We start from the raw sequence: 24352 nt of genomic DNA on the forward strand, positions 1-24352 counted from the left end.
GGATCATCCTGCCTTCGGACCGGGGGAAGGGACCCTAAAAGTCCAGCAGACGAGTGTAGGCGTCGACATATTGCCTGACCATTCGGTCGGCGCCAAAGCGTTGTTCGAACGCCGCGCGAACTTGCGAGCGGTCAAGCTTTGCGACACGATGGACAGCTTCCACCGCGGCTTCCGTGCTGTCAACGACAGCCCCGGTCACACCCTCGTCGATGATCTCCTCCATTGCACCCTGGTTCCAGGCCACCACCGGCGTTCCCACCGCCATGGCTTCGATGACCACGAGCCCGAAAGGTTCCGGCCAGTCGATGGGAAAGAGCAAAGCCGCGGCGTTGCCGAGGAATTCCACCTTTTCGGCCTCGCCGATCTCGCCCACGAATTCGACATTCTCGCCATCGATCAGTGGTTCGATCGTCTCGTGGAAATACGCCCTGTCATCCCTGCCGATTTTCGCGGCGATCTTGAGGCGATAGCCAGTCCTGCGCGCGATCTCGATTGCCCTGTCCGGCCGCTTGTCGCGGGCAATGCGCCCGAGAAACGCCAAGTATCCCCCGGAGCCGTTCCAGACCGGCTGGCCGCTGTAGGGCAGGCCGTGGTGGATGGTGGCAAGCCATCTGGCTTCGGCAAGGGGCTTTCTCTGACTGTCCGAGATCGAAATCATCGGGAATTCGTTCCACCGCCTGTAGGCGTCGGGAAGGTCGCGGTAGTCGAGGCGGCCATGAGGGGTCGTCACCGTCTTGTGCGCCATCTTTTCGAAAAACGGGAAGTGCAGGAAATGGCTCAGATGAAAGTGTATGATGTCGAATTCCGACGCCCGCTTCCGCACCTCGTCGAGCATCGTGAAATGAGCCGCGATCGACGATGTGTGGGGATGCGGATCAAGCCGCAGGGCGCAGTCGCGGGTGGCGACCAAGCTGGCGCGGGTGACGGAATCTCCGCTTGCAAACAGCGTAACCTCATGGCCGAGGTCGACCAGGCCGTCCGCGAGATACGAAACTATCCGCTCGGTTCCGCCATAAAGCCGGGGCGGAACGCTCTCCGCAAGTGGCGCGACCTGCGCAATCCTCATCACTCGTCTCTCGTCGCCCACATGCTCCATGTCATGGTGCTGAAATCGATTACTGCCTCGAATGGTTCCAAGTTCGTGGCTCGGCGCGAGTGTCTCGTCGATCGGGGAACGAAAGCCGAGCTTCGCCGGTTAGACGAAACACCAGCAACGGAACGACGCACAATGAAAGCCTTAGCTCTTGCCACGGACTACGACGAAACCCTTGCCGATGAAGGCTCAGTATCGGCAGAGGCGTTCGAGGCGCTGACGAGGTTCAAGAATTCCGGGCGGAAGCTGATCCTGGTGACCGGGCGTGAACTGCCGGACCTGAAGCTAACCTTTCCAGCGCATGCGATTTTCGACAGGATCGTCGCGGAAAACGGCGCGCTGCTTTATGCGCCCGACACCGAAAACGCACGCCTGCTATCCCCGCCGCCACCGCCGATCTTTGTCGAACGCCTGCGCCAGAGAGGCGTGGCGCCGCTGTATGTCGGGCGAACAATAGTGGCCACGTTGGTTCCCAATGAAACGATAGTCCTGGAAGAGATCAAACAACTGGGACTGGAACTCGAGATCATATTCAACAAGGGCGCCGTCATGGTGCTGCCCACCGGCATCAACAAGGCGACCGGGCTGGCCGCGGCGCTCGAGGAGCTCGAGCTTTTGCCGCAGGACGTTGTGGGCATCGGCGACGCGGAAAACGACCACATGTTCCTTCGCTCGGTCGGCTACAGTGTGGCGGTTGCCAACGCGCTTCCGGCAGTCATCGAAACGGCCAGCCACACGACAACGGCCGCCCGGGGTGCCGGCGTGGCCGAGATGATCGGCAAGATCCTTTGCTCGGACACTGAATTCACCGGTACCGCTCTATAGCGGGGCTCATCGAGCGCCGGCTCTGAGGCCCCAAGGAACAAAGCGGCGGCTGGAGTGTTTTTGGGCGATATGATCGAGCGAGGACAGGACCATGCGTAGAGCAATCATTGCAATCGCTGCCACTGCTGCGCTGATGGGTATCGGGCAGGCGCAGACCCCCGAAGCCAATGTTGCGGGGGATTTCGTCACCGTCCAGCCGACGGATATTCTTAGCTACAACCTGATTGGCCTGAACGTCACCAATAACCAGAACGAGACGGTCGGCGAAATCAAGGATCTGGTTTTGTCGAACAACACCCTTGCCGCATACATCATGTCGGTGGGCGGCTTTCTGGGCATGGGGGAACATTATGTGGCGGTCAGCCCGAGCGCGGTGAAAATCGACTATCAGGAAAACAACAAGAAATGGGTGGCGACAATGAACGCCACGAAAGACCAGCTCAAGGCGGCGCCGCAATTCAAATATGAGGGCCGGTGGAAACGCTAGGCCGCACGCATTTGTTCAGACGAGCAGCAACGGGAGCGCAAGCCGCGTTTCCCGTTTTGCTCGACCCGACTGGCAGAGCCGGCTTTTCGACGGCGTGATCGAAAGACGACCGCGACCGGGTGCCTGAGTAGTGCCGCGCATGCCAATCGAAGACAAACAACTTCGTCAGCAACGCCGCAACGCGGTCTGCGCGGTATCTCTGCTTCTTACGGTCGTGCCTGCGGGAGCGGCCGCAGCGGCCGAAGCGCCCGTGGGCTTCGCGGGTTCCAGCGAGGGAACCTTCGTTCTTGCAATCGTCCTCCTGCTGCTGGTGGGCCGGGGGCTGGGCGAGATTTTCCAGCGCTTCGACCAGCCGGCGATCGTTGGCCAGTTGATCGGCGGCATCCTGCTCGGGCCGTCGCTGTTCGGCTGGCTGTTCCCTTCTGTTCAGCACTTCATATTCCCGCTCGATGCGCATCAGAAGACCATGATCGAGGCGGTGGCCCAGCTCGGGATCCTGCTGCTGCTGATGCTGACCGGCATGGAAACCGACCTGAAGCTGGTGCGCAAGGTCGGGGCCTCGTGCCTGTCGATCTCCGCCGCGGGCATCGTGATCCCCTTTGTTCTCGGCGTGGCGTTTGCGTCGTTCTTGCCCCCCTCGCTCCTGCCGAACCCGGACCAGCGCCTGGTTGCCGGACTGTTCCTTGGCACGGCACTTTCGATCTCATCGGTGAAAGTAGTGGCGATGGTGGTGCGCGAGATGAACTTCATGCGGCGGAACCTGGGGCAGATAATCGTTTCCTCGGCGGTTCTCGAGGACACCATCGGCTGGCTCACCATAGCGGTAACCTTTGCCATTGCGACCCATGGCACGGTCCAGCCCCTGAGCTTGCTGGCCACGATAGCGGCGGTGGCCGCGTTCATGGTCCTCAGCTTCACGGTTGGGCGACGCCTGGTGTTTTCGATGATCCGCTGGAGCAACGACACGTTCCAGAGCGAATTCGCCGTGATAACCGTGATCCTCGTCATCACCGGCATCATGGCCTGGACCACCAACCTGATCGGCGTGCACACGGTGCTTGGCGCATTCGTGGCGGGCGTCCTGATCGGTGAATCGCCGATCCTTTCGGGCCACATCGAAGCGGAATTGCGCGGCGTGATCACCGCATTGTTCATGCCGGTGTTTTTCGGAGTGGCCGGGCTGTCGGCAGACCTTACCGTGCTTGCGGACCCCACACTCGCAATGCTTACCGTAGTTCTGATCGCGATCGCCAGCATCGGCAAGTTCAGCGGTGCTTTCCTGGGTGGAAAGCTCGTCGGCATGTCGGGAAAGGAAGCGATGGCCGTGGGCTGCGCCATGAACGCACGCGGCTCGACCGAGGTCATCGTGGCGAGCATCGGCCTGTCGATGAACATCCTGTCGCACACCCTTTTCACCATGATCGTCACCATGGCGATCTGCACGACGCTGGCGATGCCGCCAATGCTGCGCTGGGCGCTGCGGCGGCTGCCGATGACGCAGGAGGAGAAGGAGCGCATCGACCGCGAAGCCTTGGACGAGCGCGGCCTCGTTGCCAGGCTGGAGCGCTTGCTGGTCATCGTTGACGACAGCGCCGTGGGAAAGTTCACCGCACGCCTGGCAGGGATACTTGGAGGCAGCAGCGGCATGCCGATCACGCTCCTGCGACAGGGCAAGCGCCCCACGGCGGCGGCGTCCGAACGAATACGGCCGGAAGAGCACGTGAGACAGCTGAAGCGGGCAGCCAAGACAAGCGCCGACGCCGTGCAGAAGGGCGAGGGCACCGCCATTGAAGAGGTGCATCTGACAGCTCGCGACGAGAGCCCGGTTACTCCCGAGACCGTCGCGGACGAGGCCCGCAAAGGCTATGACATGCTTTTCGTGGGGCTGGCTGGCGCACGGGACGAAGAGGCGGCATTCGCCCCAGGTCTGGGCGACATCGTCGCCGGGTTCGAAGGCGGGTTATGCCTCGTGCTGCAAGGCACCGGCACCGGAATGCCGCGCCTCAGCAGCACGTCGACCATTCTGGTCCCGGTCAATGGGACCGAGGTGGCGCGCCGAGCGGCGGACCTGGCTTTGGCGCTGGCCCGGCCTTGCAAGGCAAAGGTGAGGGCGCTCCATGTCGCCCGACAGGGAAGGGAAAGTGCTCGGCGGCCATGGATGTCGCGATGGCGGGAAGAAGCGGTGCTGAAGGAAATCGTGGAACTCGCAAACCGCTACGACGTGCCTGTCCAGACCGCGATCCGAATGCACGCCAACGCCGACAAGGTTATCTGCCGGGAGGCGAAGCAGGCTTCTCTGGTGGTCATGGGGGCTGCGCAGCGGCCCGGCCCGGAACTTTCCTTCGGCCATACAGCAACCTCCGTCGTGGCTGGGTGCCCGCAGCCGATCGTTCTGGTCGTGACCGAACGCGTGCCTTCCGACAAGGCGGTCGACGGAAAGAAGCCGGAAGGGCGTGCCACCCGAAAATAGAGCTGATTGGTGCGCGCTGCTCGGCATGCGCACCGGTGGCACTGCGGTGCCGCCGCTCGTGGGTGAGTGGTCCGACACAGCGGTGGGGGTTTGCCCTCGCGAGCCTCAAATATTGCCGGACGGACGCGGTTTTGCCCACGCCTCGATGGGTAATATCCCCGAATTGCTCATGGTTAACCAATCGTTAACACTAAAATACTGTGAGAGTACTCACCCGATGGGCGGGACGGCCGTAGAACCATCCACATCGATTGATGTTCACAGTCAACGAAAGGAATTTGCCATGAAGAAGCTCCTCCTTGCCTCGATTGCGGTGATCGCCATGACGGCTTTCGCGGCCGAAGGCTATGCCACCGGTGGCGGTGGTGGCGGCGGCGGCACCAGCCAGGGCGGTTCCAACAACGGGAACGGCAATGGCAATGGCAACACCGGCAACAACAACGGCAACAATAACGGCAATAACAACACGGGGTCGAACAACGGAAATAACAACGGCAACAACAATGCCGGTAACGGCAATGGCGTTGGCAACGGCAACCACAATTCTGGGAACAACAACGGAAACGGAAACGGCAACAACAATACCGGTAATAACAACGGCGGAAATAACGGAAACAACAACGCCGGATCCGGAAACGGCAACAACAACGGAAACGGAAACAAGGTCGTCGTCAAAAATCCCGGCGGCGGACACAACCATCATCATCACAAGAAGAACAAGTCGAGCACCAACGATTGAGCGATAAGGTAGAGCTTAGAGCGTAAGCAAGAAGCGAGGGCGGCTGGCTGTCTGGCAAGGCGGCCAGCCGTGTCTTCTTCGTCTTCGCAGTCCACGTCGCGGAGCAGTTCCCCGAACGGGAAGGCACCTCGACGTGACGGAACCTTGTTCGCAGGGGATCGTTAGATGCCGACCCTTCCAGGCTCTGGCTCCAAGTGAGGTGGCCATGAAAAGTAGCTTCAACCGTCGCACTTTTCTGGCCGGCGCCTCCAGCGTCGTCGTCTGGGGCGGGCCCACCCAGGCCCGCGAGATCAAGGGTGAGAGGCCGTGGGTTCCGCAGCAGGCGGATTTGCCGAACCCAAACCCTTCTTCGGACTATCTCTATTTCACGCCGGAAGAGGTCGCCTTCGTCGATGCGGCGACGGAACGGCTAATTCCGGAGGACGAACTGGGGGCTGGCGCCCGCGCCTGCGGCGTGACGCTGTTCATCGACCACCAGCTGGCCGGCGCGTTCGGGCGCGCCGAGGGTTGGTACATGTCTGGTCCGTGGGAAAAGGGGCAGGACACGCAAGGTTTTCAGTCGCGCTTCACCCCGGCCGCCCTCTATCGCGCCGCCGTCAAGGCGATCGATGAGCATGTCGGTAGCTCATCAGGCAAGCGCTTCGCCGATCTTACCGCCGAACAACAGGACGCGCTGCTCAAGGATATTGAAGGCGGCAAGCTTGAGCTTGCCAATGTCGACGCCAAGACCTTCTTCAAGATGCTGCTGATGAACACCAAGGAAGGCATGTTTTCCGATCCGATCTACAGCGGAAACCGGGACATGGCCGGCTGGAAGATGCTGGGCTTTCCCGGCGCTCGGTACAACTACCGCGACTGGGTTGGCCGACACGGCCAGCGCTATGATCAGCCCCCGGTAGGCATCAGGGGCCGGCCCGCCTGGAACGGGAAGGGGTGAGGCGATGGCGCGCAAGCTTCCATCCGTCGACGCGGTTCTGATCGGGTTCGGCTGGACCGGCGCGCTGATGGCGCATCAGCTGACCGACAGCGGGCTGGACGTGCTGGCCCTCGAACGCGGCAGTTGGCGCGACACCGCCACCGATTTCGCACCAACCTTCATTCAGGACGAACTGCGCTATCGCTACCGCGAGCATCTGTTCGAACAGCCCGCTCGCGAAACGATCACTTTCCGCAACTCGCCGGACCAGACCGCCCTTCCGATGCGGCGGCTCGGGTCGTTCCTGCCGGGAACGGGCGTTGGCGGCTCGATCCTGCACTGGAACGGCCAGGCGTTCCGATTCTTGCCCTACGACTTCCAGATAAGGTCGCAGACGATCGCCCGGTACGGGGCCCAGATGGTCCCGGACGAGATGACGATCCAAGACTGGGGCGTCACCTATGAAGAACTCGAGCCCTATTACACGCAATTCGACGAGCTTTGCGGCATATCGGGACAGGCGGGCAACGTTCGAGGACAAAAACAGGCCGGCGGCAATCCGTTCGAGGGCAGTCGCTCGCAGCCTTATCCGACGCCGCCGATGGAGCAGACCTACGGGCCGACGCTGTTTGGCGAGGCGGCCTCTTCCCTGGGGCTGCACCCCTTTCCATGCCCCTCCGGCAACCTTTCTGTCGCCTACACCAATCCGCTCGGCGTCCGCCTTGCCCCCTGCACCTATTGCGGCTTCTGCGAGAAGTTCGGCTGCGGCAACTACTCCAAGGCAAGCGCGCAGACGACCATCCTGCCGGTGCTGATGCACAAGCATAATTTCACGCTTCGGACCGAAAGCGAGGTGCTCAGGATCAATCTCGATCGAAGCGGAAAGCACGCCACCGGCGTGACGTATGTCGACGCCAGCGGGCAGGAATTCGAACAGCCGGCAGACCTGGTGATCCTGTGTGCCTACATCACCCACAACGTCCGGATGCTGATGGTTTCGGGCATTGGCGAGATCTACGATCCTGCCACAGGCAAGGGCGCTCTGGGCAAGAACTACTGCTACCAGATGAACCCCTCGGTCGACATCTTCTTCGACGACAAGCTGCTCAATCCCTTCATCGGCGCCGGCGCGCTGGGCGTGATCGTCGACGACTGGAACGGCGACAACTTCGACCATACGGGCCTGGGCTTCATCCATGGCGGGTATATTGCAGGCTATGTCACGACCGGCCGGCCGATCGAAACGGAGTTGCTGCCCGAGGGCACCCCGAAATGGGGCGCCAAGTGGAAGCAGGCGTTCGTCAAGAACTACCTGACCTCCATGTCGATTTCCCTCATGGGGGCCGTGATGCCGCACAAGGCAAACCGGCTCGACCTCGACCCGACCTATCGCGACGTCCACGGCCGGCCGCTGATGCGCATGACCTTCGATTTTCAGGACAACGAGCGGACGCTGCAGGATTTCGAAGTCGGCAAGATGGTGGACATCGCCAAGGCGATGAAGCCGCGCGAGTTCAAGAAGTCGCCGCGGGGTCCGCATTACGACATCACGGAATACCAGACCACGCACAATACCGGCGGCGCCATCATGGGTGCCACGCCGCAGGAAAGCGTGGTGAACCGCTATCTGCAACACTGGGACGTGCCCAATCTGTTCGTCGTGGGCGCGAGCGCGTTTCCGCACAACAGCGGCTACAATCCCACCGGCACCGTCACGGCCCTGACCCTTTGGGCCGCCAATGCCATCCGCTCCCAGTACCTCAAGCAACCCGGCCAGCTGGTGCAAACATGAGGATCTTCGCGCTTGTCGGCCTTTGCGCCGGAGGCGGTGCCCTGGCCCTCGCCTCACTGACCGCCGGGCTTGCGCATGTTGGCGAATATGCTCAACAGCAACGTGGCCGCTACCTGACGGACCTTGGCGACTGCGCTGCATGTCACACGGCCGAAGGCGGGCAGCCATTCGCGGGGGGCCGCCCGATAGAAACTCCATTCGGAACCATCTATTCGCCCAATATCACTCCCGACCCCGACACGGGGATAGGGGCATGGACCGACGATCAGTTCTATCGCGCGATGCATGAGGGCATAGCCGAGGACGGCACGCGACTTTATCCGGCGTTTCCCTACCCGTGGTTCACCAAGGTGACGCGGGAGGATGTCGACGCCATCCGCGCCTATCTGCTGACGCTTCCGGCGGTAAGGTCGAAACGGCCCGAGAACACTTTGGTGTGGCCGCTGAACCATTCCCTGGCGATGGTCGGGTGGAACACCTTGTTCTTCCGGCCCGGGACCTTCCAACCGGACCCGGCAAAATCGGCGGAATGGAACCGCGGCGCCTATCTGGTCGAGGGGCTCGGTCATTGCGGCGCCTGCCACAGCCCGAAGAACGTCTTCGGCGCAGTGAAGGAATCGGAGCGCTATCAGGGGTCTCAAATCCAGAACTGGTTCGCGCCCAACCTGACGGGGGACATGGGGAGCGGCCTTGGCGGATGGAGCGTGGACGACATCGTCCGTTTTCTCAAGACCGGCCACACCGAGCGCACGCTTGCCTACGGGCCCATGTCGGAAGTGGTTTCGGTCTCGACCTCGAAAATGGAGGAGTCCGATCTGCGGGCGATGGCCGAATATCTGAAATCGCTTCCGAGCCAGGCCGGCACGCCCGAGAAGGCGACCGCGGATCACGGGATCTCAAGCCAGGGCGAGGCCATCTACTACGACCAGTGTTCCGCGTGCCATCAGATCCGGGGCGAGGGTGTGCCCGGCTTGTTCCCTGCCTTGAAGGGAGGCACGATGGTGCATGCGCAGGACCCGAGCAGCATGATACGGCTGGTTCTCGAAGGCGGTCGTGGTGCGTGGACATCGCAGGACCCAAACGCGATGTCGATGCCATCCTTCAACTGGAAACTGTCGGACGAGCAGGTGGCTGCGGTGGTGAGCTATGTCCGCGCCGCCTGGGGCAATGCGGCGCCGCCGGTGTCTGCTGACGCCGTCAAGACCATGCGCAAAGCGCTGGAGCCCAAGAGCGAACAGTAGAGCACCCCGCTCGGCGACATGCGCCGCAAGCGCCGGCAACCAGGCGCCACCCGCGGTCTTGGCTGGAAGTCCGGCTTTATCTTCCCGTTGGATGTCCCCTAAACTCCTGCATTTGATTTGAACGCTGGAGGACCGCGCCGCTCGTGCCACCACGCGGCAACGGCGCTGAGGACTGGGAATGACCGAGTTCAAAGCGAAAATCCAGAATGCACTGGACGAATGCCGCATCCTGGTCCTGGGCACCCAGGTCTTGATCGGTTTTGGATTTCGCTCCTTCCTTGAGCCTGGTTACGAACATTTGCCGTTCGAAGCGCAGGACCTGAAGATACTGTCGCTGGCGCTGCTCATCATTGCCTTCGCAGTGCTCTTGATGCCCTGCAGCGAGCACCAGATAGTCTATCAAGGCAGCGACGCTCCCGGCCTGCACCGGATGGTGACCAGGGCTGTCGCCGTTGCGCTCGTCCCGTTCTGTCTTGCGCTGTCCGCAGACGTGGGGGTGGCGCTGACTCCAGTCCTCGGGCCGCGCCCCGCCGTCGCCACAGGCCTTGTCGTGCTGGTGGCAGCGGCGGCGGCGTGGATGGGGCCGCGGGCTCTCTCGCATCGAAAGGAACGTCCCATGGCCAGCCAGCCGACGTCAGTTTCCACGAAAGTGCATCATGTCTTGACCGAAGCCAGGGTCATTCTGCCCGGAGCCCAGACACTGCTTGGCTTTGCGCTGGTCGCCACACTGATGGATGGCTTCGCCAGGCTGCCGCCGCTATCGCAGAAGGTCCACGTCGTCGGCCTCGTTTCGGTGGCGGTGTCGGTAATCATTCTGATGATGCCTGCCACGTATCACAGGCTCGTGGAAGCGGGGCAAGACAGCGAGGAGTTCCACAAGAAGGCCAGCGTGATGGTTCTGGCCGCGCTGGTTCCGCTGGGCGTCGGCATAGGAAGCGGCTTCTATGTCGCGCTGGAGCGGGCAACCGGGCACGTCCAGACCGCTGCCGTCGGGGCTTTGGCGCTGTGTGCGCTGCTCTATTCCTTGTGGTTTGCGGTTCCGTTGGCGAAGCGAGCCAGCCGGCGAAGTAACTGAGATCCGGTCCGGTACGTCGGCGTTTCGCTCGGCCCTTTCCCCTTCGCTGCCCGCCCGCGAAAGACGGAACGTTCTTTCGTGGGCGCGGTTAGTAAAGGTCCGCCTTGGGGAAGTTTCGGAGACGGCTTCCCGCCAGAGGCTCGGTCGGCGAAGAGGTGCAACATGGCCAGCAAACACGGAACGAAAGCCGCGGTCGAGCGGCAGCAAGCCATACAAGGCCAGGTGGCCGCGGCGGACAGGCAAGGCAAGGACAAGGCCCAGGAAGGCGCCATGCAGGCCGGCGCGAGGCGATACCCGGAGCCGCCCTTTCCCAGGCAGCACCAGCAAAAGCCGGGAGAGGAGGCAAAGCTCGAACCGGCGCCGATGTACAACGCGCCATACTATCTTGGGTCCAGGAAGCTCGAAGGAAAGGCGGCTTTGATAACCGGAGGCGACTCGGGGATAGGACGGGCGGTCGCGGTGCTGTTCGCGCGGGAAGGGGCCGACATAGCGATTTCCTATCTCGACGAACACCAGGACGCGGCAGAGACGAAAAAGGCTGTCGAAGCGGAAGGCCGCCGCTGCATACTGATACCCGGCGATGTCTCGGACATCGACTATTGCCAGCGGGCGGTGACCCAGACAGTCTAGGAGTTCGGCCGCCTCGACGTGCTCGTCAATAACGCGGCCTTCCAAGTGCACGCCGCAGAGTTCGAGGACCTCACGCCGGAGCATTTCGACCAGACGGTGAAAACCAACCTCTACGGCTATTTCTACATGGCACGCGCCGCGGTCGAGCACATGACGCCGGGGTCGGCGATCGTCAATACGGGGTCGGTCACCGGGATCGAGGGTTCCAAGGAACTGATCGACTATTCGATGACCAAGGGCGGAATTCACGCATTCACGCGCGCGCTTGCGGCAAATCTCATCGAGCAAGGCATCCGGGTGAACGCGGTAGCTCCCGGCCCGGTGTGGACGCCGCTCAATCCATCCGACAAGCAGCGCGAGGATGTTTCCAAGTTCGGGGCCAAGGTGCCGATGAAGCGCCCGGCGCAGCCCGAAGAGATTGCGCCGGCCTACGTCTTTCTCGCTTCCTCTCACTGCTCCAGCTACATAACCGGCGAAATTCTGCCGGTGATAGGCGGACACTGAAGAGCGCGGCTCGCCAAGAACGTGGATTGAAGTTCGCGTACGTACTGCAGGTTGAAAAACGACATCGACGTCATGTCTGCGACTATGGCGCCTGAAATGTCGTGGAACCAATCGGCTGCATAGAAATTTATTCGAAATCCGACGAGGGCGGATTTCGCCATGCCGCAAATATTTACGGCGTCAGCCGACACTCGATTGCGGGCGTTTGCTTTGGCGATGCTTCTGCTTCTTGTGACGTTGACGTTCTTCACTGCGGGATATGCCAGCTCCAGCTATGAGACGCTCGTCGGCTGGGTGCGTGATCAACCCGTTCCCTTCAGTCACGAGCACCATGTCGGCGGCCTGGGCATAGACTGCCGCTACTGCCACACCTCCGTGGAATCGAGCGCGGAGGCAGGACTTCCGGCGACGCACATCTGCATGACCTGCCACTCGCAGATCTGGACGAACGCGGCGATGCTGGCGCCCGTGCGCGACAGCCTCGCTAACAATAGGCCGCTGGAGTGGCGCCGGGTCGCGCGGGTTCCGGACTATGTCTATTTCAATCATTCGATCCATCTGGCCCGCGGCGTGCCATGCGTCACTTGCCACGGACGCGTGGACCAGATGCCCTTGATGGCGCGTGCCCAGCCCTTCCAGATGAAATGGTGCCTCGAGTGCCACAGGAATCCCGCGCCGCATCTGCGCCCGCCTTCCGACATCACGCGCATGGACTGGTCCGAGTGGGACAGCCAGCCCGAAGAACACCGGCTCTACGGCGCGCTGATGGTGAAAGCTTACGGGCTGCAGCCGTCCAAGCTCGACAACTGCAACATCTGTCACCGGTGACCCAATGGAACGGCGAGAGGGACGTCAAGGCAAGCCGACCGACCTCCACCGGACCAGGGGCATTGAGGAGCCGTCGGGGCTCGTTTTCAGGGCTGTCGAAGCTTCGTTTGCGGCGCCTGGGCCGCTCATCGACCGAAGGGCGATGATGAAGGCGATGATCGCGTCGCTCGCCCTGGCCAGCGGATGCACCGGTGAGCCGGACGAGATGGCCTTGCCCTATGTCAATGCGCCGGAAGCCGTCACGCCCGGCAAGCCGAAATGGTATGCGACGGCCTTGACTTTCGCGGGTTATGGGCAGCCGGTCCTGGGCAAGACCTATGTTGGCCGCCCGGTGAAGCTGGAAGGGAATCCCGATCACCCCCTTACCGGCGGCGCCACCGACATCTTCATGCAGGCGGCGTTGCTCGGACTCTACGATCCCGCGCGGTCGCAAGGGCCGGCCCATCTTGGGCAGCCGACCAGCTGGCAGGCGTTCGACACCGCCATCGCGGAGCGCGCCGAAGAACTGAACCGGCGCCAGGGCACAGGGTTTCGCCTGCTGACCGGCCCGGTGTCCTCGCCCACGCTAGCAAGGCAGATTGGCGCGTTGCTGGCACGTTGGCCGCAGGCGCGCTGGCACGTGTTCGACGCGGTCGGCGAAGACAACCGGGCTGCCGCAACGAAGATGCTGTTCGGCCGCGAGCTGGCGCTTCACGCGAGGCTCGACCAAACCGACGTGGTCGTCAGCCTCGACGACGATCTGCTAGGCCCCGGGCCACGGCAGGCGAGCAATAGTCATCTCTGGTCGAACCGTCGTCTCGCTTTCCAGGCGGGCTCCGGCGTGTCCCGGTTGTTCGTGGCTGAACCGACCCCGACGCTGACGGGGGCGAAGGCCGACGACCGGCTGATCGTGCGGCATGCTCGCATCGGGGAAATCGCGAGCGCAATTGGCGGGGAACTCGGTCTTGAGGGTCCCGTCGCACAACTCTCCGAACGCGAGAAGGAGTGGGTCGCTTCGGCCGTTCGCGCGCTGCGCGGCAGCCAGGGCCGAGCCCTGCTTTCCGTCGGAGCGCAGCATAGTGCCGAACTGCAGGCTTACGGGCTGCTGATCAACGAGAAGCTTGGCGCGTTCGGCACGACGCTCGGCTTCACCGAGCCGATCCTCCAGCCGCCGTCGAACCCGGAACAATCCCTCGAAGCGCTTGTGCAAGACATGGATGCGGGCCGGGTGGACACGCTGGCCGTGCTCGGGGCGAACCCGGTCTACGCGGCCCCGGCGGACCAGGCCCTTCGCGAAGCGATGGAGAAGGTAGCGTTCCGGCTGCATGCCGGCCTTTATTTCGACGAAACGGCGGAGCAATGCCAATGGCATGCGCCGCTCCAGCACAACCTGGAAAGCTGGAGCGACGCGCGTTCGGCCGACGGCACCGCAAGCATCGTGCAGCCCCTGGTGCGACCCTTCTATGCCGTTCGCTCGGCGCATGTGCTGCTGGACAAGCTGCTGGGCGGCTCGGGCACGGACAGGGACCTCGTGCAGGCAACGTGGCGCGCCAATTGGGGCAGCGATTTCGACGCCCGCTGGCGCGACGCGCTCTTTCGCGGCTTCATGGAAAACAGCGCATTTGCGCCAGTTTCTGCCGCGCCGGTCGACCGCTCCGTCCGCCCTCAAATCGAGCAGGACCGGCCGGAAGAACTCGCTGTTGTGCTGCGACCGGACCCGACGGTGTGGGACGGCTGCTTTGCAGACAATTCCTGGCTGCAGGAAACGCCCAAGCCGCTGAGCACGATCACCTGGGGCAATGTCGTGGCAATCAGCCCGCAACTGGCTTCGACGCGCAAAATCGCGAATGGCGACGAAGTGCGCTTGTCAGTGCAGGGCAGGGAGATTGTCGGGCCGGCCTGGGTGCAGCCGGGGCAGGAACCGGGGACGATAACTTTGACCCTGGGCTATGGCCGCTCTCGAAGCGCGATTGCCGGCGGTCTTGGCTACAACGCCTTCACGCTCCGCACCGCGCGGGAACCGTGGCATCTCACGGGCGCCTCGCTCGATGTGACGGGCGCACACGCGACCGTCGCTTGCACCCAGCCTCACCAGGCCATGGACGGCTACGACTTCGTGCGCACCGTCGATAGCGCCCGCGCGCATGAGCAGGTCGAAAGGGCCGGCCACGGCGCAAGCCTCTATCCCGAGCGCGCTTGGGAAAGCCCGTCATGGGGGATGTCGATAGATCTCGATCTGTGCACCGGCTGCAGCGCCTGCGTGGTTGCCTGCGTGGCCGAGAACAACGTTCCCATGGTCGGCAAGGAACTGGTGGCCGAGGGGCGCCACATGCACTGGCTGCGGGTGGACCATTATCATGAGGGCGATATCGCCGCGCCCCGGTCCTACTTCCAGCCCGTTCCCTGCATGCATTGCGAGCAGGCCCCGTGTGAAATGGGATGCCCGGTCAACGCGGCCGTGCACAGCTTCGACGGGCTGAACCTGCAGGTCTACAATCGCTGCATCGGCACCCGCACATGCTCGTCCTACTGTCCCTACAAGGTCCGCCGCTTCAACTGGTTCGACTATACCGGCGACGATCCCGCATCCGTGAAGGCCATGCGCAATCCTGACGTGACGGTGCGCAGCCGCGGCGTCATGGAAAAATGCACCTACTGCGTCCAGCGCATCGCCGAGGCACGGATCTCCGCCCAGATCGCCGGCCGGCCGATACAGGACGGCGAGGTCGTGACCGCCTGCCAGCAGGCCTGCCCGACCAGGGCGATCGTGTTCGGCAATATTCTGGATGCCAAAAGCGAAGTCAGCCGGCGCAAGGCGACCACACGCAATTACAGCCTGCTCGAGGAGGCCAACACCAGGCCACGAACCACCTATCTGGCCCGGATCGAAACCAAGGAAGATCCGGACGGCAGGGAGGGGCAAAAATGACCAGCGGCGAAGGCGAGCTCTCTGCGGTCACCGAAGAGGTCACGCGAATTCCCCTCGCTTATCCGGAGCCGCGAGCGTGGTGGATCTGTTTCGGATTTTCGCTTCTGCTGCTGCTGACGTTCCTGGTTTCGGCGGCTATGGTTTTCGGGCGAGGCGTCGGAGTCTGGGGCAACAACATCCCGGTCAACTGGGGCATCGCCATCTCCAACTACATCTGGTTCCTGGGCATCGGCCATGCCGGAACGCTGATCTCGGCGATGCTCCTGCTGTTGGAGGCGCATTGGCGCAATTCGCTCAATCGCTTCGCCGAGGCGATGACGCTTTTCGCCGTCATCTGCGCGGGCCTTTACCCGATCCTGCACCTGGGGCGTCCGTGGTTCTTCTACTGGATGGCGCCTTATCCGAACACCATGACGATATGGCCCCAGTTCAAGAGCCCGCTGAGCTGGGACTTCTTTGCGGTGCTGACCTACCTGACCGTCTCGGCGCTGTTCTGGTACATCGGGATCGTGCCGGACCTGGCCGCCACGCGAGACCGCGCAAGGAAGCGGCGGTATCAGGTGTTCTACGGGCTCGCCGCGCTCGGCTGGCGGGGCTCGGCGCGGCATTGGGTGCGCTGGCGCCAATCCTACAGGCTGACCGCGGCGATTGCCGTGCCGCTCGTCGTGTCGGTGCACTCGGAAGTCTCGCTGCTGTTTGCGGCCGGGCCGCTGCCCGGCTGGAACTCGACAGTCTTTCCACCCTATTTCGTGCTGGGGGCGGCGTTTTCCGGCTTTGCGGTGGTTTCAATGATCGCGGTGGTGCTGCGACACGCGCTCGGCCTCGGCAACCTGGTCACCGCACGTCATCTCGACCTGCTTGGAAAGCTGCTGCTCGCGACCGGGCTCATGACCGCCTACGGCTATGTCATAGAGGTGTTTGACACGCTCTATGGCGGCGATCGCCAGGAGATGGACACGCTGATGAGCCGGGTGGCGGGCACCTATGCCTGGAGCTACTGGGGCGCGGTGGTGGCCAACTTCGTGCCGCTGCAGCTTCTGTGGTGGCGCGGTGTGAGGACCAACCCGATACTGCTGTTCCTGATCGGCCTGTCGGTGGCGGTCGGAATGTGGCTGGAGCGCTACATGCTGCTGGTGACCGGGCTTTACCGCAATTACCTCGTCTCTTCCTGGGGGGACTATCATCCGAGCTTCTGGGAATGGAGCCTTTTCGCGGGCATGCTGGGCGTGTTCCTGGCTCCGTTCCTGCTTTTCGTGCGGTTCCTGCCGGTAATTTCCGCTTTCGAGATCAAGGAGACGCTTTTCGAGGAACGGGAGGGCGCGCAGCATGCGTGAGCCTTCGCCCCAGACGGATTGTTTTGGGCTGCTGGCCGAGTTCAGCCGCCCGGAACAGCTTCTGGACGCGGTGCGGCGAACGCGAAAGACGGGCTATCGGCGGATCGAAGCCTACACCCCATTTCCGGTGGAGGGCCTCGGCGAAGCGCTCGGCTTTGATGATCAGCGGGTGCCCTGGGCGACTTTCGCCGGCGCCGTTATAGGCGCGGCGGCTGGTTACGGCATGCAGGTCTACACCAATCTCGACTTTCCCATCGACATCGGGGGGCGCCCGCTGCTGGCAACGCCTGCCTTCATGCTCATCACCTTCGAACTGTCCGTCCTTTTCGCCGTCACCTTCGCGATCGGGGCGATGCTCGTGCTGAACCGGCTGCCACGCCTGCACCATCCCCTTTTCGATCTGGACCGCTTCCATCTGGCGAGTTCCGACAGGTTCTTCCTTGTCGTCTTCAGCGACGACGACAAGTTCGACCGCAACCGCACCCGGCGCTTCCTGGACGGACTTGGCCCGGTGCGGGTGGATGTCGTCGCCCACACGGAGCAACCGGAATGAGGCGCGCGCTGCTGACCCTTTGCCTTGTGTCGGCCGGCTGCGACCAGATGAGCCATCAGCCCCGTTCCGATTCCTACGAACGCAGCACCTTGTTTGCGGACGGGACGTCGATGCAGGCGCCGCCCGGCGGGACGATCGGCCGCGACGATCCCGCCCTTGCCGCGGAGCTTGCACAGCGGCCCGACATCACTCCGCAGCTTCTCGAACGAGGCCAGCAACGCTTCGGCATCTATTGCTCGCCGTGCCACGACTACTCCGGCAGCGGACATGGCACCGTGCCCGCGCGCGGCTTTCCACAACCGCCGAGCTTCCATATCGATCGGTTGCGCCAGGCGCCCTCGCGCTATTTCGTCGAGGTCATCACCACCGGCCATGGCGTGATGTACTCCTATGCCGACCGCGTTGCCCCGCGCGATCGCTGGGCGATCGCAGCCTATATCCGCGCCCTGCAACTGAGCCAGGACGCACCGGCGGCACTGCTCACGCCTGATGAGCGCGCCAGGCTGGAGGCGCAGCCATGAACGGCTACCGGCAGCTCACCAGGACGACGCTGTTGGGAGCTGCCATCGGTTTCGGTGCCTGTGCGGCGTGCCTCTTGCTGGCCGCGGTCGACGCGCACGCTGCACTTGCGGGCTGGCTGGTCGGCTTCGCGTTCTGGAGCGCCTTGCCGCTGGGCTGTCTGGTCCTGCTGATGATGATGCGCCTTATTCCCGGGCGGTGGACCGAAGAACTGGCCGGGCCGGCAGAGGCCGCCCTGTTTTTGCTTCCCGCAACCCTGGTTGCGGTGCTGCCCGTTCTTGGCGGCCTCGATCGGCTCTATCCCTGGGTGGGACGCGAGCAGCACACGCCATTCCGGCAGGTTTATCTCAGTCCCTGGTTCTTCTCGTTGCGCACCTTGGCGCTTCTTGCCGGGTCGATGCTGCTGGCCTTTCTGTTGATCATGCGCCCGCGCTGGTCGGTGCCGGTCGCTTCGGCGGGATTGATTGCCTTCGTCCTGCTCAACAGCGCGGTTTCGGTCGACTGGCTGATGTCGCTCGATCCCGGATTCCACTCCTCCGGATTCGGGCTTTACGTGCTGTCGGTGCAGTGCGCGATCGCGCTTTCGCTGTTGGTGTTGATGCGGGCTGCAGCGCCGGGCGACCTCCGCGATGGGACGGTCGGCGCCTTGCTGCTCACTGCGCTGTTGCTTTGGGCGTATTTCGCCTTCATGCAGTATGTGATCATCTGGTCCGGAAACCTCCCGCAAGGGGCGGCGTGGTACATCTTGCGCGGCTCGGGAGGCTGGGCAGCGGTGGAATACGCCCTGGCCGGGCTGCAGCTTGCCCCGGCGTTCCTGCTCGGCTTTCCCCCCGTGAGGCGCAGCCGGGCGTGGCTGGTCGCATGTGCGTCCGCGGTGCTCGCTGGCAAGGCACTTGAAGTCTCCTGGCTGGTGCTTCCGGCGACCGGAAGCGGGGCTGTCGCGGTCGTCGCGGCGCTTCTTGCGCTGTGCGGTCTGGGCGTGCTTGCAGTTGGCGGGCTGGTGCTCGTCCAACGCAGCCGCATGAAACCGGCAAACATGGGGGCAGTCCCATGAAGGCGGCCCGGAGCGTCGGCGGCGAATTGGCGTATGAGCCCAGCGACGCGTCTCCGCGTCTGGTCGCCTACTCGGTTCTCGCGCTTCTTGCGGGCATCGTCATATCCGGCGTCATCGTCGCGGGCGTGCTATGGCTCGTGACGCCGAGCCCGCCCGCCATTGTGCCCCTGTCGCCGCCAGCAGCGCAGTTGCCGCCGCCGCCCCGGCTGGAAACCACGCCCGAAGCCGACAGGTTGCAGATCGGGGCCAAGGCGCAGGCCATGCTTGGTGGCTACGCATGGGTCGACAAGGCCAAGGGCCGCGTGCGGGTGCCGATCGAAAGGGCCATGAAACTGCTGGAGGAGCAGGGATGGCCGGATGCGCAAGGCGGAGGGGCGCAATGAGGGCCGTGGCTGTGCTTCTGTTCTGGCTGGCGGCAACGTCCGTTGCTTCAGCCTTCGACCCGTTCTCCGAAGCTCGCATTGAGCAGCGGCCGGGGGCCCAGCTTCCGCTGGAAACGACATTTCGGGACGAGAGCGGTCGGTCGGTGGCTCTCGGCAGCCTCGCGGCAGGCAAGCCGATGCTGCTCGCGCCCGTGGTGCACAACTGTCCCAATATTTGCGGGGTCACGCTGTCGGGCCTCGCCGAAGCGGTGCTTGCGCAGCCGCTGAAGGCCGGAGCGGACTTTGCCATCGTCGCGTTCAGCATCGATCCCCGTGAAGGGCCGGCCGAGGCAGTAAAGTCGCTGGCTGAATTGCGCGAACGATTTCCGGCGCTGGCGGCCGGAACTGTCCACGCGCTCACCGGTGCGCCGGATCAGATTGCGGCGCTGACGAATGCCATGGGATATCGCTACGGCTGGGACGAGCAGCTCGGCCAATACGCGCATGTGGCAGCGGTTGCCGTGCTCACCCCCGATGGTCGGCTTTCGCGCTGGCTCTATGGGCTGGCGCCGGACGCAGGCGACCTGCGGCTGGCTCTCGCCGAAGCGGGAGGGGGCAGGCTCGGCTCCTGGCGCGAACAGTTCCTGCTGTTGTGCTATCGCTACGACCCGCAAACCGGGCGCTACGAGCCCCTGGTCTGGCTCCTTTTGCGGATCGGAGCCGGGGCCACCGCGGGCATCGGCGCCTTGCTGATCGCATCGGCGGTCATGCGCGAGCGCCGGGCTGCGAAACGGGTTGGCCCATGAGCGGCCTGTTGGAATTCTGGCCGCCCGAAGCGTCCAGCTATGGCCGGCATGTCGACCTTGTGCTTGCCAGCATGTCGGTGCTGACGCTTGCCCTGTCGGCCCCGGTCTTCGTGTTCATCGTGGCGTTTGCGGTGAAGTACCACCGCGGCAAGGCAGCCGACCGCAAGCACCCGCAAAACCGCAATATCTGGCTGGAAGTTTCCTGGGCGGTCGTGCCCTTCGTGCTGACATTTCTGCTGTACATATGGGCCACGCAGCTTTTCACCGGCCTGTATCGTCCGCCTGCCGACACGCTGGACATCGCCGTGGTCGGGAAGCAGTGGATGTGGAAGTTCCAGCATCCGACGGGCCAGCGCGAGATCGACGAACTGCATGTTCCGATTGGCCGGCCGGTCCGGCTGACCATGACCTCCGAGGACGTGATCCACAGTCTGTTCATCCCCGCGCTGCGGATGAAGCGGGACGTTCTGCCGGGCCGTTATGTCACCATGTGGTTCGAAGCGGATACGCCCGGCACCTACCGCCTGGCCTGTGCCGAGTTCTGCGGCACCGACCACTCACGGATGACGGGGAGGTTCATCGCGCAAAGCCCGACCGATTATGCGCAATGGCTCGAGCAGGCGGGCTCGAACCAGACGCTGGCTGCCGAGGGCGAGAAGCTGTTCCGCCAATTTGGGTGCAGCGGCTGCCACGGGCCTGCCGCGACGGTCCACGCCCCCTCGCTGGCCGGGCTCTATGGCCGGCGCGTGCCGCTCGAAACCGGGGAGGTGGTGCTGGCTGACGACCAGTACATTCGCGACAGCATTCTCCTGCCGCAATCCCAGATCGCGGCAGGCTATCCGCACATCATGCCGACGTTCCAGAACGTGTTGAGCGAGGACCAGGTTCTCAAGCTGGTGGCGTACATCAAGTCGCTGGCGACCGAGGAGGGGAGGAGATGAGCAAGGCAGGGTCGCCCGGCGCGCGTCCGGATCCGGCAAATCTCGACGACCGCGGGCTTTCGGAAACGGAACTCCAGCGGCAAAGCTACCTGCGTGCCGGTAGCACGTTGAGGTCCTGGCTGCTTACCCACGACCACAAGCGCATTGCGATGCTCTACCTTATCTCCGTCACGCTCTTCTTCTTCATCGGCGGTGCGGCCGCGGCGCTGGTGCGGCTCGAATTGCTGGCGCCGGGTGGACGCTTCCTGTCCAACGAAGGATACAACCGCACCTTCACGCTGCACGGCGTGGTGATGGTCTGGTTCTTCCTGATCCCCTCGATCCCCAACACATTCGGCAATTTCCTGGTTCCGCTGATGATCGGGGCGCGCGACCTTGCCTTTCCCAGGCTGAACCTGCTGAGCTGGTACATCTATATGCTGGGCGGCCTCTTCACCCTGTTCGTGCTGATCGCGGGGGGCGTCGATACGGGCTGGACCTTCTACACCCCGCTGTCGTCGATGTTCGCCAACGGCTGGGTGGTGCTGGCGGCCACGGCCGTCATCATCGTGGGCTTCTCGTCGATCTTGACGGGGCTCAACTTCATCGTCACCATCCACAAGCTGCGCTGCCCCGGCATGACCTGGGGCCGCCTTCCGCTGTTCGTCTGGTCGATCTACGCCACCTCCTTGGTCCTGGTTCTGGCAACCCCGGTCCTGACGCTCACGCTCGCGCTCATCATCGCCGAGCGTGCGTTCGGCCTCGGGGTCTTCGATCCCAAGCTGGGCGGCGACCCTCTGCTCTACCAGCACCTGTTCTGGTTCTACAGCCACCCGGCCGTGTACATCATGGTTCTGCCCGCGCTGGGCGTGGTCAGCGAGCTGGTGGCGGCGGCGGCGCGAAAGCCCGTCTTCGGCTACGCCTTCGTAGCTGCGTCTTCGATCGCCATCGCCGTCATCGGCTTCCTCGTCTGGGGCCATCACATGTTCGTTGCCGGCCAGTCCATGTATGCCAGCGCGATCTTCTCGTTCCTGAGCCTCGCCGTGGCCGTGCCCTCCGGCATCAAGGTCTATAACTGGACGGCGACGCTGTATAAGGGGCACATCTCGCTCGACCCGCCGTTCCTGTTTGCCATGGCCTTCATCGGGCTGTTCGTGGTGGGCGGCATGACCGGCCTTGTCCTGGCCATGCTGGCGGTCGACGTACATGTCCACGACACCTACTTCGTGCTGGCCCACTTCCACTACATCATGGTGGGCGGCACGGTGTCGGCCTTCTTCGGGGCACTGCACTTCTGGTGGCCCAAGATGATCGGGAGGACCTACTCGCTGGTCTGGGGGCGGCTGTCGGCGGCGTTCATCTTCATCGGGTTCAACCTGACCTTTTTCCCGCAGTTCCTGCTCGGCTACCTTGGCATGCCACGGCGCTATCATCTCTATCCGCCGGAATTCCAGACCTTGCACGTCCTGTCGTCCGCCGGGGCGAGCCTGCTCGCGGTCGCCTACCTTCTGCCTTTCACCTACCTGCTCTATTCGATGCGCTACGGGAACCCGGCGGAAGCCAACCCCTGGGACGTCACGGGTCTGGAATGGACGGTTCCCTCGCCGCCGCCGAAGCACAATTTCGACAGGCAGCCGGAAGTTTCGCGCCCGCCCTATGATTATGAGATCGAGATGGAGGGCGAAGATGCCGCAGCAAGGCGTTGAACTGCAGGAGCCGTTTGCAAAACCCGCCCAACAGCGCCTGGCCGATCTTTTGGGCACCTATGTGTTCCTGACCACCGAAATCATGCTGTTCGGGGGGGTCTTCGTGCTGGCGATGTTCCTGCGCATCGCCTATCCCGAAGAATATGTCAGGTCATCCAAGGCGCTCCACTTGTTCATCGGCGGCGCCAACACGGCCGTGCTGCTCACGTCCAGCCTGCTGGTTGCGCTTGCAGTGCAGGCCGCGCGATCCGGCGCGAGACGGTGGGCCGCGTGGTGTCTGGCGGGCGCCAGCCTTCTTGGCATTGCCTTCCTGTGCCTGAAGGCGTTCGAGTACAGCCTCGAATATTCGGAAGGAATGCTGCCGGTGCCCGCCTTAGAGGCGCAATTCAGCTCGCCGGTGCAGCACCTGTTCATGAACCTGTATCTCCTTGCGACCGGGCTGCACGCCCTGCATGTGACTGCGGGTGTCGTTCTGCTGGCCGGCATGGGCTACGGGATTGCAAGAGGAGCGTTGCGCGTGCCCACCCGCTCGGTGGTGGTCGAAGCAGGCGGCCTCTACTGGCACGTCGTCGACGTGATCTGGGTGTTCCTGTATCCCGTTCTGTACCTGGCGAGGTGAAGGCGATGAAGGCTTTGCTTTGGCCCGTCTTTGCCTGGATCGCCTCGATCTGCCTGCTCACGGCCACCGTGGCGGCGAGCTTCGCAGTGACCGGTCCCACCTCCATCACGGTAAGCCTCGGGATTGCGCTGGCCAAGGCGGCGCTGATCTGCTGGTTCTTCATGAACTTGAGAGCCGAAAGCGGATTGCTGCGGCTCGCGGCGGGCGCGGCCGCCATCTGGCTGTTGATATTCCTGGCACTGGTGGCAGCCGACTATGCGACGCGATCGTAAGCAGCCAAGGAATTCGACGGGCTGAACGGAGCGAGGCGCGCACTAGATCCGAGAGATCCGATCCCTTTTTGACGAAGCGAGGCATGCCATGGAGATCAAGAGAAGCGGTTCACAGCCGTCAGGCAAAGGGCCGGCAGACTGGTTCTCGGGCTCGGTCCGCATCGATCCGTTGTTTTCTCCGCCCGATCCGGCGCGGGTCATGGGAGCGCTCGTCACCTTCGAGCCGGGTGCACGCACCGCATGGCACACCCACCCGCTCGGCCAGACCCTGGTTGTCACGTCCGGCCTGGGCTGGGCTCAGCGGGAGGGCGGGCCGGTCGAGGAGATCCGGCCGGGCGACGTGGTCTGGTTCGAGCCCGGCGAAAGGCATTGGCACGGCGCCACGCCCAGCACCGCCATGAGTCACATCGCCATCCATGAAAAGCTCGACGGCTCCGCGGTCGACTGGATGGAAAAGGTCAGCGACGAGCAGTACCGGCGATAGCGCTGGTGTACTGAAGACGGTTGATCCGGGTCAATGACCGGGGTGCCGGGCGCTACGAGGATGGCGCTCCGATTGCGCAGCGGAGGCGAGCGGTGGAACACCACGCCGAGGTGTTGAGCGGAGGCGTATGGCAACAGAGAATCCCGAGCTGGAGGGATCTTGTTGCAACGCTGCTGCTGCTGAGCATCATTATTCTGCTCGGCATCGGTGCGCAT

22 protein-coding genes and 1 pseudogene are annotated in these 24352 nt (G+C 63.4%); 22 read left to right on the forward strand and 1 reads right to left on the reverse strand.

Annotated features, from left to right (window positions below; translation table 11 throughout):
* Positions 1-34: 34 nt before the first annotated feature.
* Positions 35-1066 (reverse strand): glycosyltransferase family 4 protein, encoded by a 1032-nt coding sequence (locus AC3A4H_RS09755; protein WP_487766519.1) that lies wholly within the window; start codon positions 1064-1066, stop codon positions 35-37.
* A 33-nt stretch (positions 1067-1099) separates the two neighbouring features.
* Between AC3A4H_RS09755 and AC3A4H_RS09760 the strand changes: the two genes are divergently transcribed.
* From AC3A4H_RS09760 to AC3A4H_RS09865, 22 genes and pseudogenes are all read left to right on the forward strand, one after another.
* The gene (locus tag AC3A4H_RS09760; RefSeq protein ID WP_487766520.1) at positions 1100-1918 is read left to right on the forward strand and encodes an HAD family hydrolase; all 819 of its coding nucleotides are present in this window, start codon (positions 1100-1102) and stop codon (positions 1916-1918) included.
* Between the two features lie 91 nt (positions 1919-2009).
* Positions 2010-2405, forward strand: coding sequence for a PRC-barrel domain-containing protein (locus AC3A4H_RS09765; RefSeq protein WP_348777483.1), 396 nt, complete (start codon positions 2010-2012; stop codon positions 2403-2405).
* Between the two features lie 139 nt (positions 2406-2544).
* Positions 2545-4875: a cation:proton antiporter domain-containing protein gene (locus AC3A4H_RS09770; protein WP_487766521.1), complete on the forward strand. Its 2331-nt coding sequence runs from the start codon at positions 2545-2547 to the stop codon at positions 4873-4875.
* Positions 4859-5614, forward strand: a complete 756-nt coding sequence (locus tag AC3A4H_RS09775; RefSeq protein ID WP_487766522.1) for a hypothetical protein — start codon at positions 4859-4861, stop codon at positions 5612-5614. Before AC3A4H_RS09770 ends, AC3A4H_RS09775 begins: the two co-directional genes overlap by 17 nt.
* A gap of 205 nt (positions 5615-5819) precedes the next feature.
* Positions 5820-6551: a gluconate 2-dehydrogenase subunit 3 family protein gene (locus AC3A4H_RS09780; RefSeq protein WP_487766523.1), complete on the forward strand. Its 732-nt coding sequence runs from the start codon at positions 5820-5822 to the stop codon at positions 6549-6551.
* A 4-nt stretch (positions 6552-6555) separates the two neighbouring features.
* Positions 6556-8322, forward strand: a complete 1767-nt coding sequence (locus tag AC3A4H_RS09785) for a GMC family oxidoreductase (protein WP_487766524.1) — start codon at positions 6556-6558, stop codon at positions 8320-8322.
* On the forward strand, positions 8319-9563 hold the full coding sequence (locus tag AC3A4H_RS09790; protein WP_487766525.1) for a cytochrome c: 1245 nt from the start codon (positions 8319-8321) through the stop codon (positions 9561-9563). The genes AC3A4H_RS09785 and AC3A4H_RS09790 overlap by 4 nt, the downstream gene beginning before the upstream one ends.
* A 178-nt stretch (positions 9564-9741) precedes the next feature.
* Positions 9742-10638, forward strand: coding sequence for a DUF6328 family protein (locus AC3A4H_RS09795; protein WP_487766526.1), 897 nt, complete (start codon positions 9742-9744; stop codon positions 10636-10638).
* Between the two features lie 162 nt (positions 10639-10800).
* Positions 10801-11772, forward strand: a pseudogene (locus tag AC3A4H_RS09800) (SDR family oxidoreductase).
* A 159-nt stretch (positions 11773-11931) separates the two neighbouring features.
* The gene (locus AC3A4H_RS09805; protein WP_487766527.1) at positions 11932-12600 is read left to right on the forward strand and encodes a cytochrome c3 family protein; all 669 of its coding nucleotides are present in this window, start codon (positions 11932-11934) and stop codon (positions 12598-12600) included.
* A gap of 142 nt (positions 12601-12742) precedes the next feature.
* Positions 12743-15508, forward strand: a complete 2766-nt coding sequence (locus AC3A4H_RS09810; protein WP_487766528.1) for a 4Fe-4S dicluster domain-containing protein — start codon at positions 12743-12745, stop codon at positions 15506-15508.
* Entirely contained in the window at positions 15505-16842 is a 1338-nt protein-coding gene (nrfD, locus tag AC3A4H_RS09815) for an NrfD/PsrC family molybdoenzyme membrane anchor subunit (RefSeq protein ID WP_487766529.1), read from the forward strand. The genes AC3A4H_RS09810 and nrfD overlap by 4 nt, the downstream gene beginning before the upstream one ends.
* A complete protein-coding gene (locus AC3A4H_RS09820; RefSeq protein ID WP_487766530.1) occupies positions 16835-17395 on the forward strand; it encodes a DUF3341 domain-containing protein in 561 nt (186 codons plus the stop codon). Before nrfD ends, AC3A4H_RS09820 begins: the two co-directional genes overlap by 8 nt.
* Positions 17392-17916 carry a c-type cytochrome gene (locus AC3A4H_RS09825; RefSeq protein ID WP_487766531.1) on the forward strand — a complete coding sequence of 175 codons (525 nt, stop codon included), beginning with the start codon at positions 17392-17394 and terminating at the stop codon, positions 17914-17916. The genes AC3A4H_RS09820 and AC3A4H_RS09825 overlap by 4 nt, the downstream gene beginning before the upstream one ends.
* Entirely contained in the window at positions 17913-18968 is a 1056-nt protein-coding gene (locus tag AC3A4H_RS09830; protein WP_487766532.1) for a hypothetical protein, read from the forward strand. The genes AC3A4H_RS09825 and AC3A4H_RS09830 overlap by 4 nt, the downstream gene beginning before the upstream one ends.
* Positions 18965-19351, forward strand: a complete 387-nt coding sequence (locus tag AC3A4H_RS09835; protein WP_487766533.1) for a hypothetical protein — start codon at positions 18965-18967, stop codon at positions 19349-19351. The genes AC3A4H_RS09830 and AC3A4H_RS09835 overlap by 4 nt, the downstream gene beginning before the upstream one ends.
* A complete protein-coding gene (locus AC3A4H_RS09840) occupies positions 19348-20136 on the forward strand; it encodes an SCO family protein (protein WP_487766534.1) in 789 nt (262 codons plus the stop codon). Before AC3A4H_RS09835 ends, AC3A4H_RS09840 begins: the two co-directional genes overlap by 4 nt.
* Positions 20133-21077 carry a cytochrome c oxidase subunit II gene (coxB, locus tag AC3A4H_RS09845; protein WP_487766535.1) on the forward strand — a complete coding sequence of 315 codons (945 nt, stop codon included), beginning with the start codon at positions 20133-20135 and terminating at the stop codon, positions 21075-21077. The genes AC3A4H_RS09840 and coxB overlap by 4 nt, the downstream gene beginning before the upstream one ends.
* Positions 21074-22762, forward strand: coding sequence for a cytochrome c oxidase subunit I (locus AC3A4H_RS09850; RefSeq protein ID WP_487766536.1), 1689 nt, complete (start codon positions 21074-21076; stop codon positions 22760-22762). The genes coxB and AC3A4H_RS09850 overlap by 4 nt, the downstream gene beginning before the upstream one ends.
* Positions 22743-23381, forward strand: a complete 639-nt coding sequence (locus AC3A4H_RS09855) for a cytochrome c oxidase subunit 3 (RefSeq protein ID WP_487766537.1) — start codon at positions 22743-22745, stop codon at positions 23379-23381. The genes AC3A4H_RS09850 and AC3A4H_RS09855 overlap by 20 nt, the downstream gene beginning before the upstream one ends.
* 5 nt (positions 23382-23386) lie before the next feature.
* Positions 23387-23653 carry a cytochrome C oxidase subunit IV family protein gene (locus AC3A4H_RS09860; RefSeq protein ID WP_348777464.1) on the forward strand — a complete coding sequence of 89 codons (267 nt, stop codon included), beginning with the start codon at positions 23387-23389 and terminating at the stop codon, positions 23651-23653.
* A gap of 88 nt (positions 23654-23741) precedes the next feature.
* A complete protein-coding gene (locus AC3A4H_RS09865; protein WP_487766538.1) occupies positions 23742-24137 on the forward strand; it encodes a (R)-mandelonitrile lyase in 396 nt (131 codons plus the stop codon).
* Positions 24138-24352: the final 215 nt, after the last annotated feature.

This window comes from Pseudaminobacter sp. Soil_N_29 (assembly GCF_057656055.1).

Bases quoted from the DNA above. Each gene is read 5' to 3' on its own strand.
- AC3A4H_RS09850 (WP_487766536.1), top strand. From the start codon at position 21,074: ATGAGCAAGGCAGGGTCGCCCGGCGCGCGTCCGGATCCGGCAAATCTC.
- AC3A4H_RS09805 (WP_487766527.1), top strand. From the start codon at position 11,932: ATGCCGCAAATATTTACGGCGTCAGCCGACACTCGATTGCGGGCGTTT.
- AC3A4H_RS09755 (WP_487766519.1), bottom strand. From the start codon at position 1,066: ATGAGGATTGCGCAGGTCGCGCCACTTGCGGAGAGCGTTCCGCCCCGG.
- AC3A4H_RS09770 (WP_487766521.1), top strand. From the start codon at position 2,545: ATGCCAATCGAAGACAAACAACTTCGTCAGCAACGCCGCAACGCGGTC.
- AC3A4H_RS09795 (WP_487766526.1), top strand. From the start codon at position 9,742: ATGACCGAGTTCAAAGCGAAAATCCAGAATGCACTGGACGAATGCCGC.
- AC3A4H_RS09865 (WP_487766538.1), top strand. From the start codon at position 23,742: ATGGAGATCAAGAGAAGCGGTTCACAGCCGTCAGGCAAAGGGCCGGCA.
- AC3A4H_RS09765 (WP_348777483.1), top strand. From the start codon at position 2,010: ATGCGTAGAGCAATCATTGCAATCGCTGCCACTGCTGCGCTGATGGGT.
- AC3A4H_RS09840 (WP_487766534.1), top strand. From the start codon at position 19,348: ATGAGGGCCGTGGCTGTGCTTCTGTTCTGGCTGGCGGCAACGTCCGTT.
- AC3A4H_RS09780 (WP_487766523.1), top strand. From the start codon at position 5,820: ATGAAAAGTAGCTTCAACCGTCGCACTTTTCTGGCCGGCGCCTCCAGC.
- AC3A4H_RS09825 (WP_487766531.1), top strand. From the start codon at position 17,392: ATGAGGCGCGCGCTGCTGACCCTTTGCCTTGTGTCGGCCGGCTGCGAC.
- AC3A4H_RS09835 (WP_487766533.1), top strand. From the start codon at position 18,965: ATGAAGGCGGCCCGGAGCGTCGGCGGCGAATTGGCGTATGAGCCCAGC.
- AC3A4H_RS09790 (WP_487766525.1), top strand. From the start codon at position 8,319: ATGAGGATCTTCGCGCTTGTCGGCCTTTGCGCCGGAGGCGGTGCCCTG.
- AC3A4H_RS09855 (WP_487766537.1), top strand. From the start codon at position 22,743: ATGCCGCAGCAAGGCGTTGAACTGCAGGAGCCGTTTGCAAAACCCGCC.
- AC3A4H_RS09860 (WP_348777464.1), top strand. From the start codon at position 23,387: ATGAAGGCTTTGCTTTGGCCCGTCTTTGCCTGGATCGCCTCGATCTGC.
- AC3A4H_RS09760 (WP_487766520.1), top strand. From the start codon at position 1,100: ATGGTGCTGAAATCGATTACTGCCTCGAATGGTTCCAAGTTCGTGGCT.
- coxB (WP_487766535.1), top strand. From the start codon at position 20,133: ATGAGCGGCCTGTTGGAATTCTGGCCGCCCGAAGCGTCCAGCTATGGC.
- nrfD (WP_487766529.1), top strand. From the start codon at position 15,505: ATGACCAGCGGCGAAGGCGAGCTCTCTGCGGTCACCGAAGAGGTCACG.
- AC3A4H_RS09830 (WP_487766532.1), top strand. From the start codon at position 17,913: ATGAACGGCTACCGGCAGCTCACCAGGACGACGCTGTTGGGAGCTGCC.
- AC3A4H_RS09820 (WP_487766530.1), top strand. From the start codon at position 16,835: ATGCGTGAGCCTTCGCCCCAGACGGATTGTTTTGGGCTGCTGGCCGAG.
- AC3A4H_RS09785 (WP_487766524.1), top strand. From the start codon at position 6,556: ATGGCGCGCAAGCTTCCATCCGTCGACGCGGTTCTGATCGGGTTCGGC.
- AC3A4H_RS09810 (WP_487766528.1), top strand. From the start codon at position 12,743: ATGATGAAGGCGATGATCGCGTCGCTCGCCCTGGCCAGCGGATGCACC.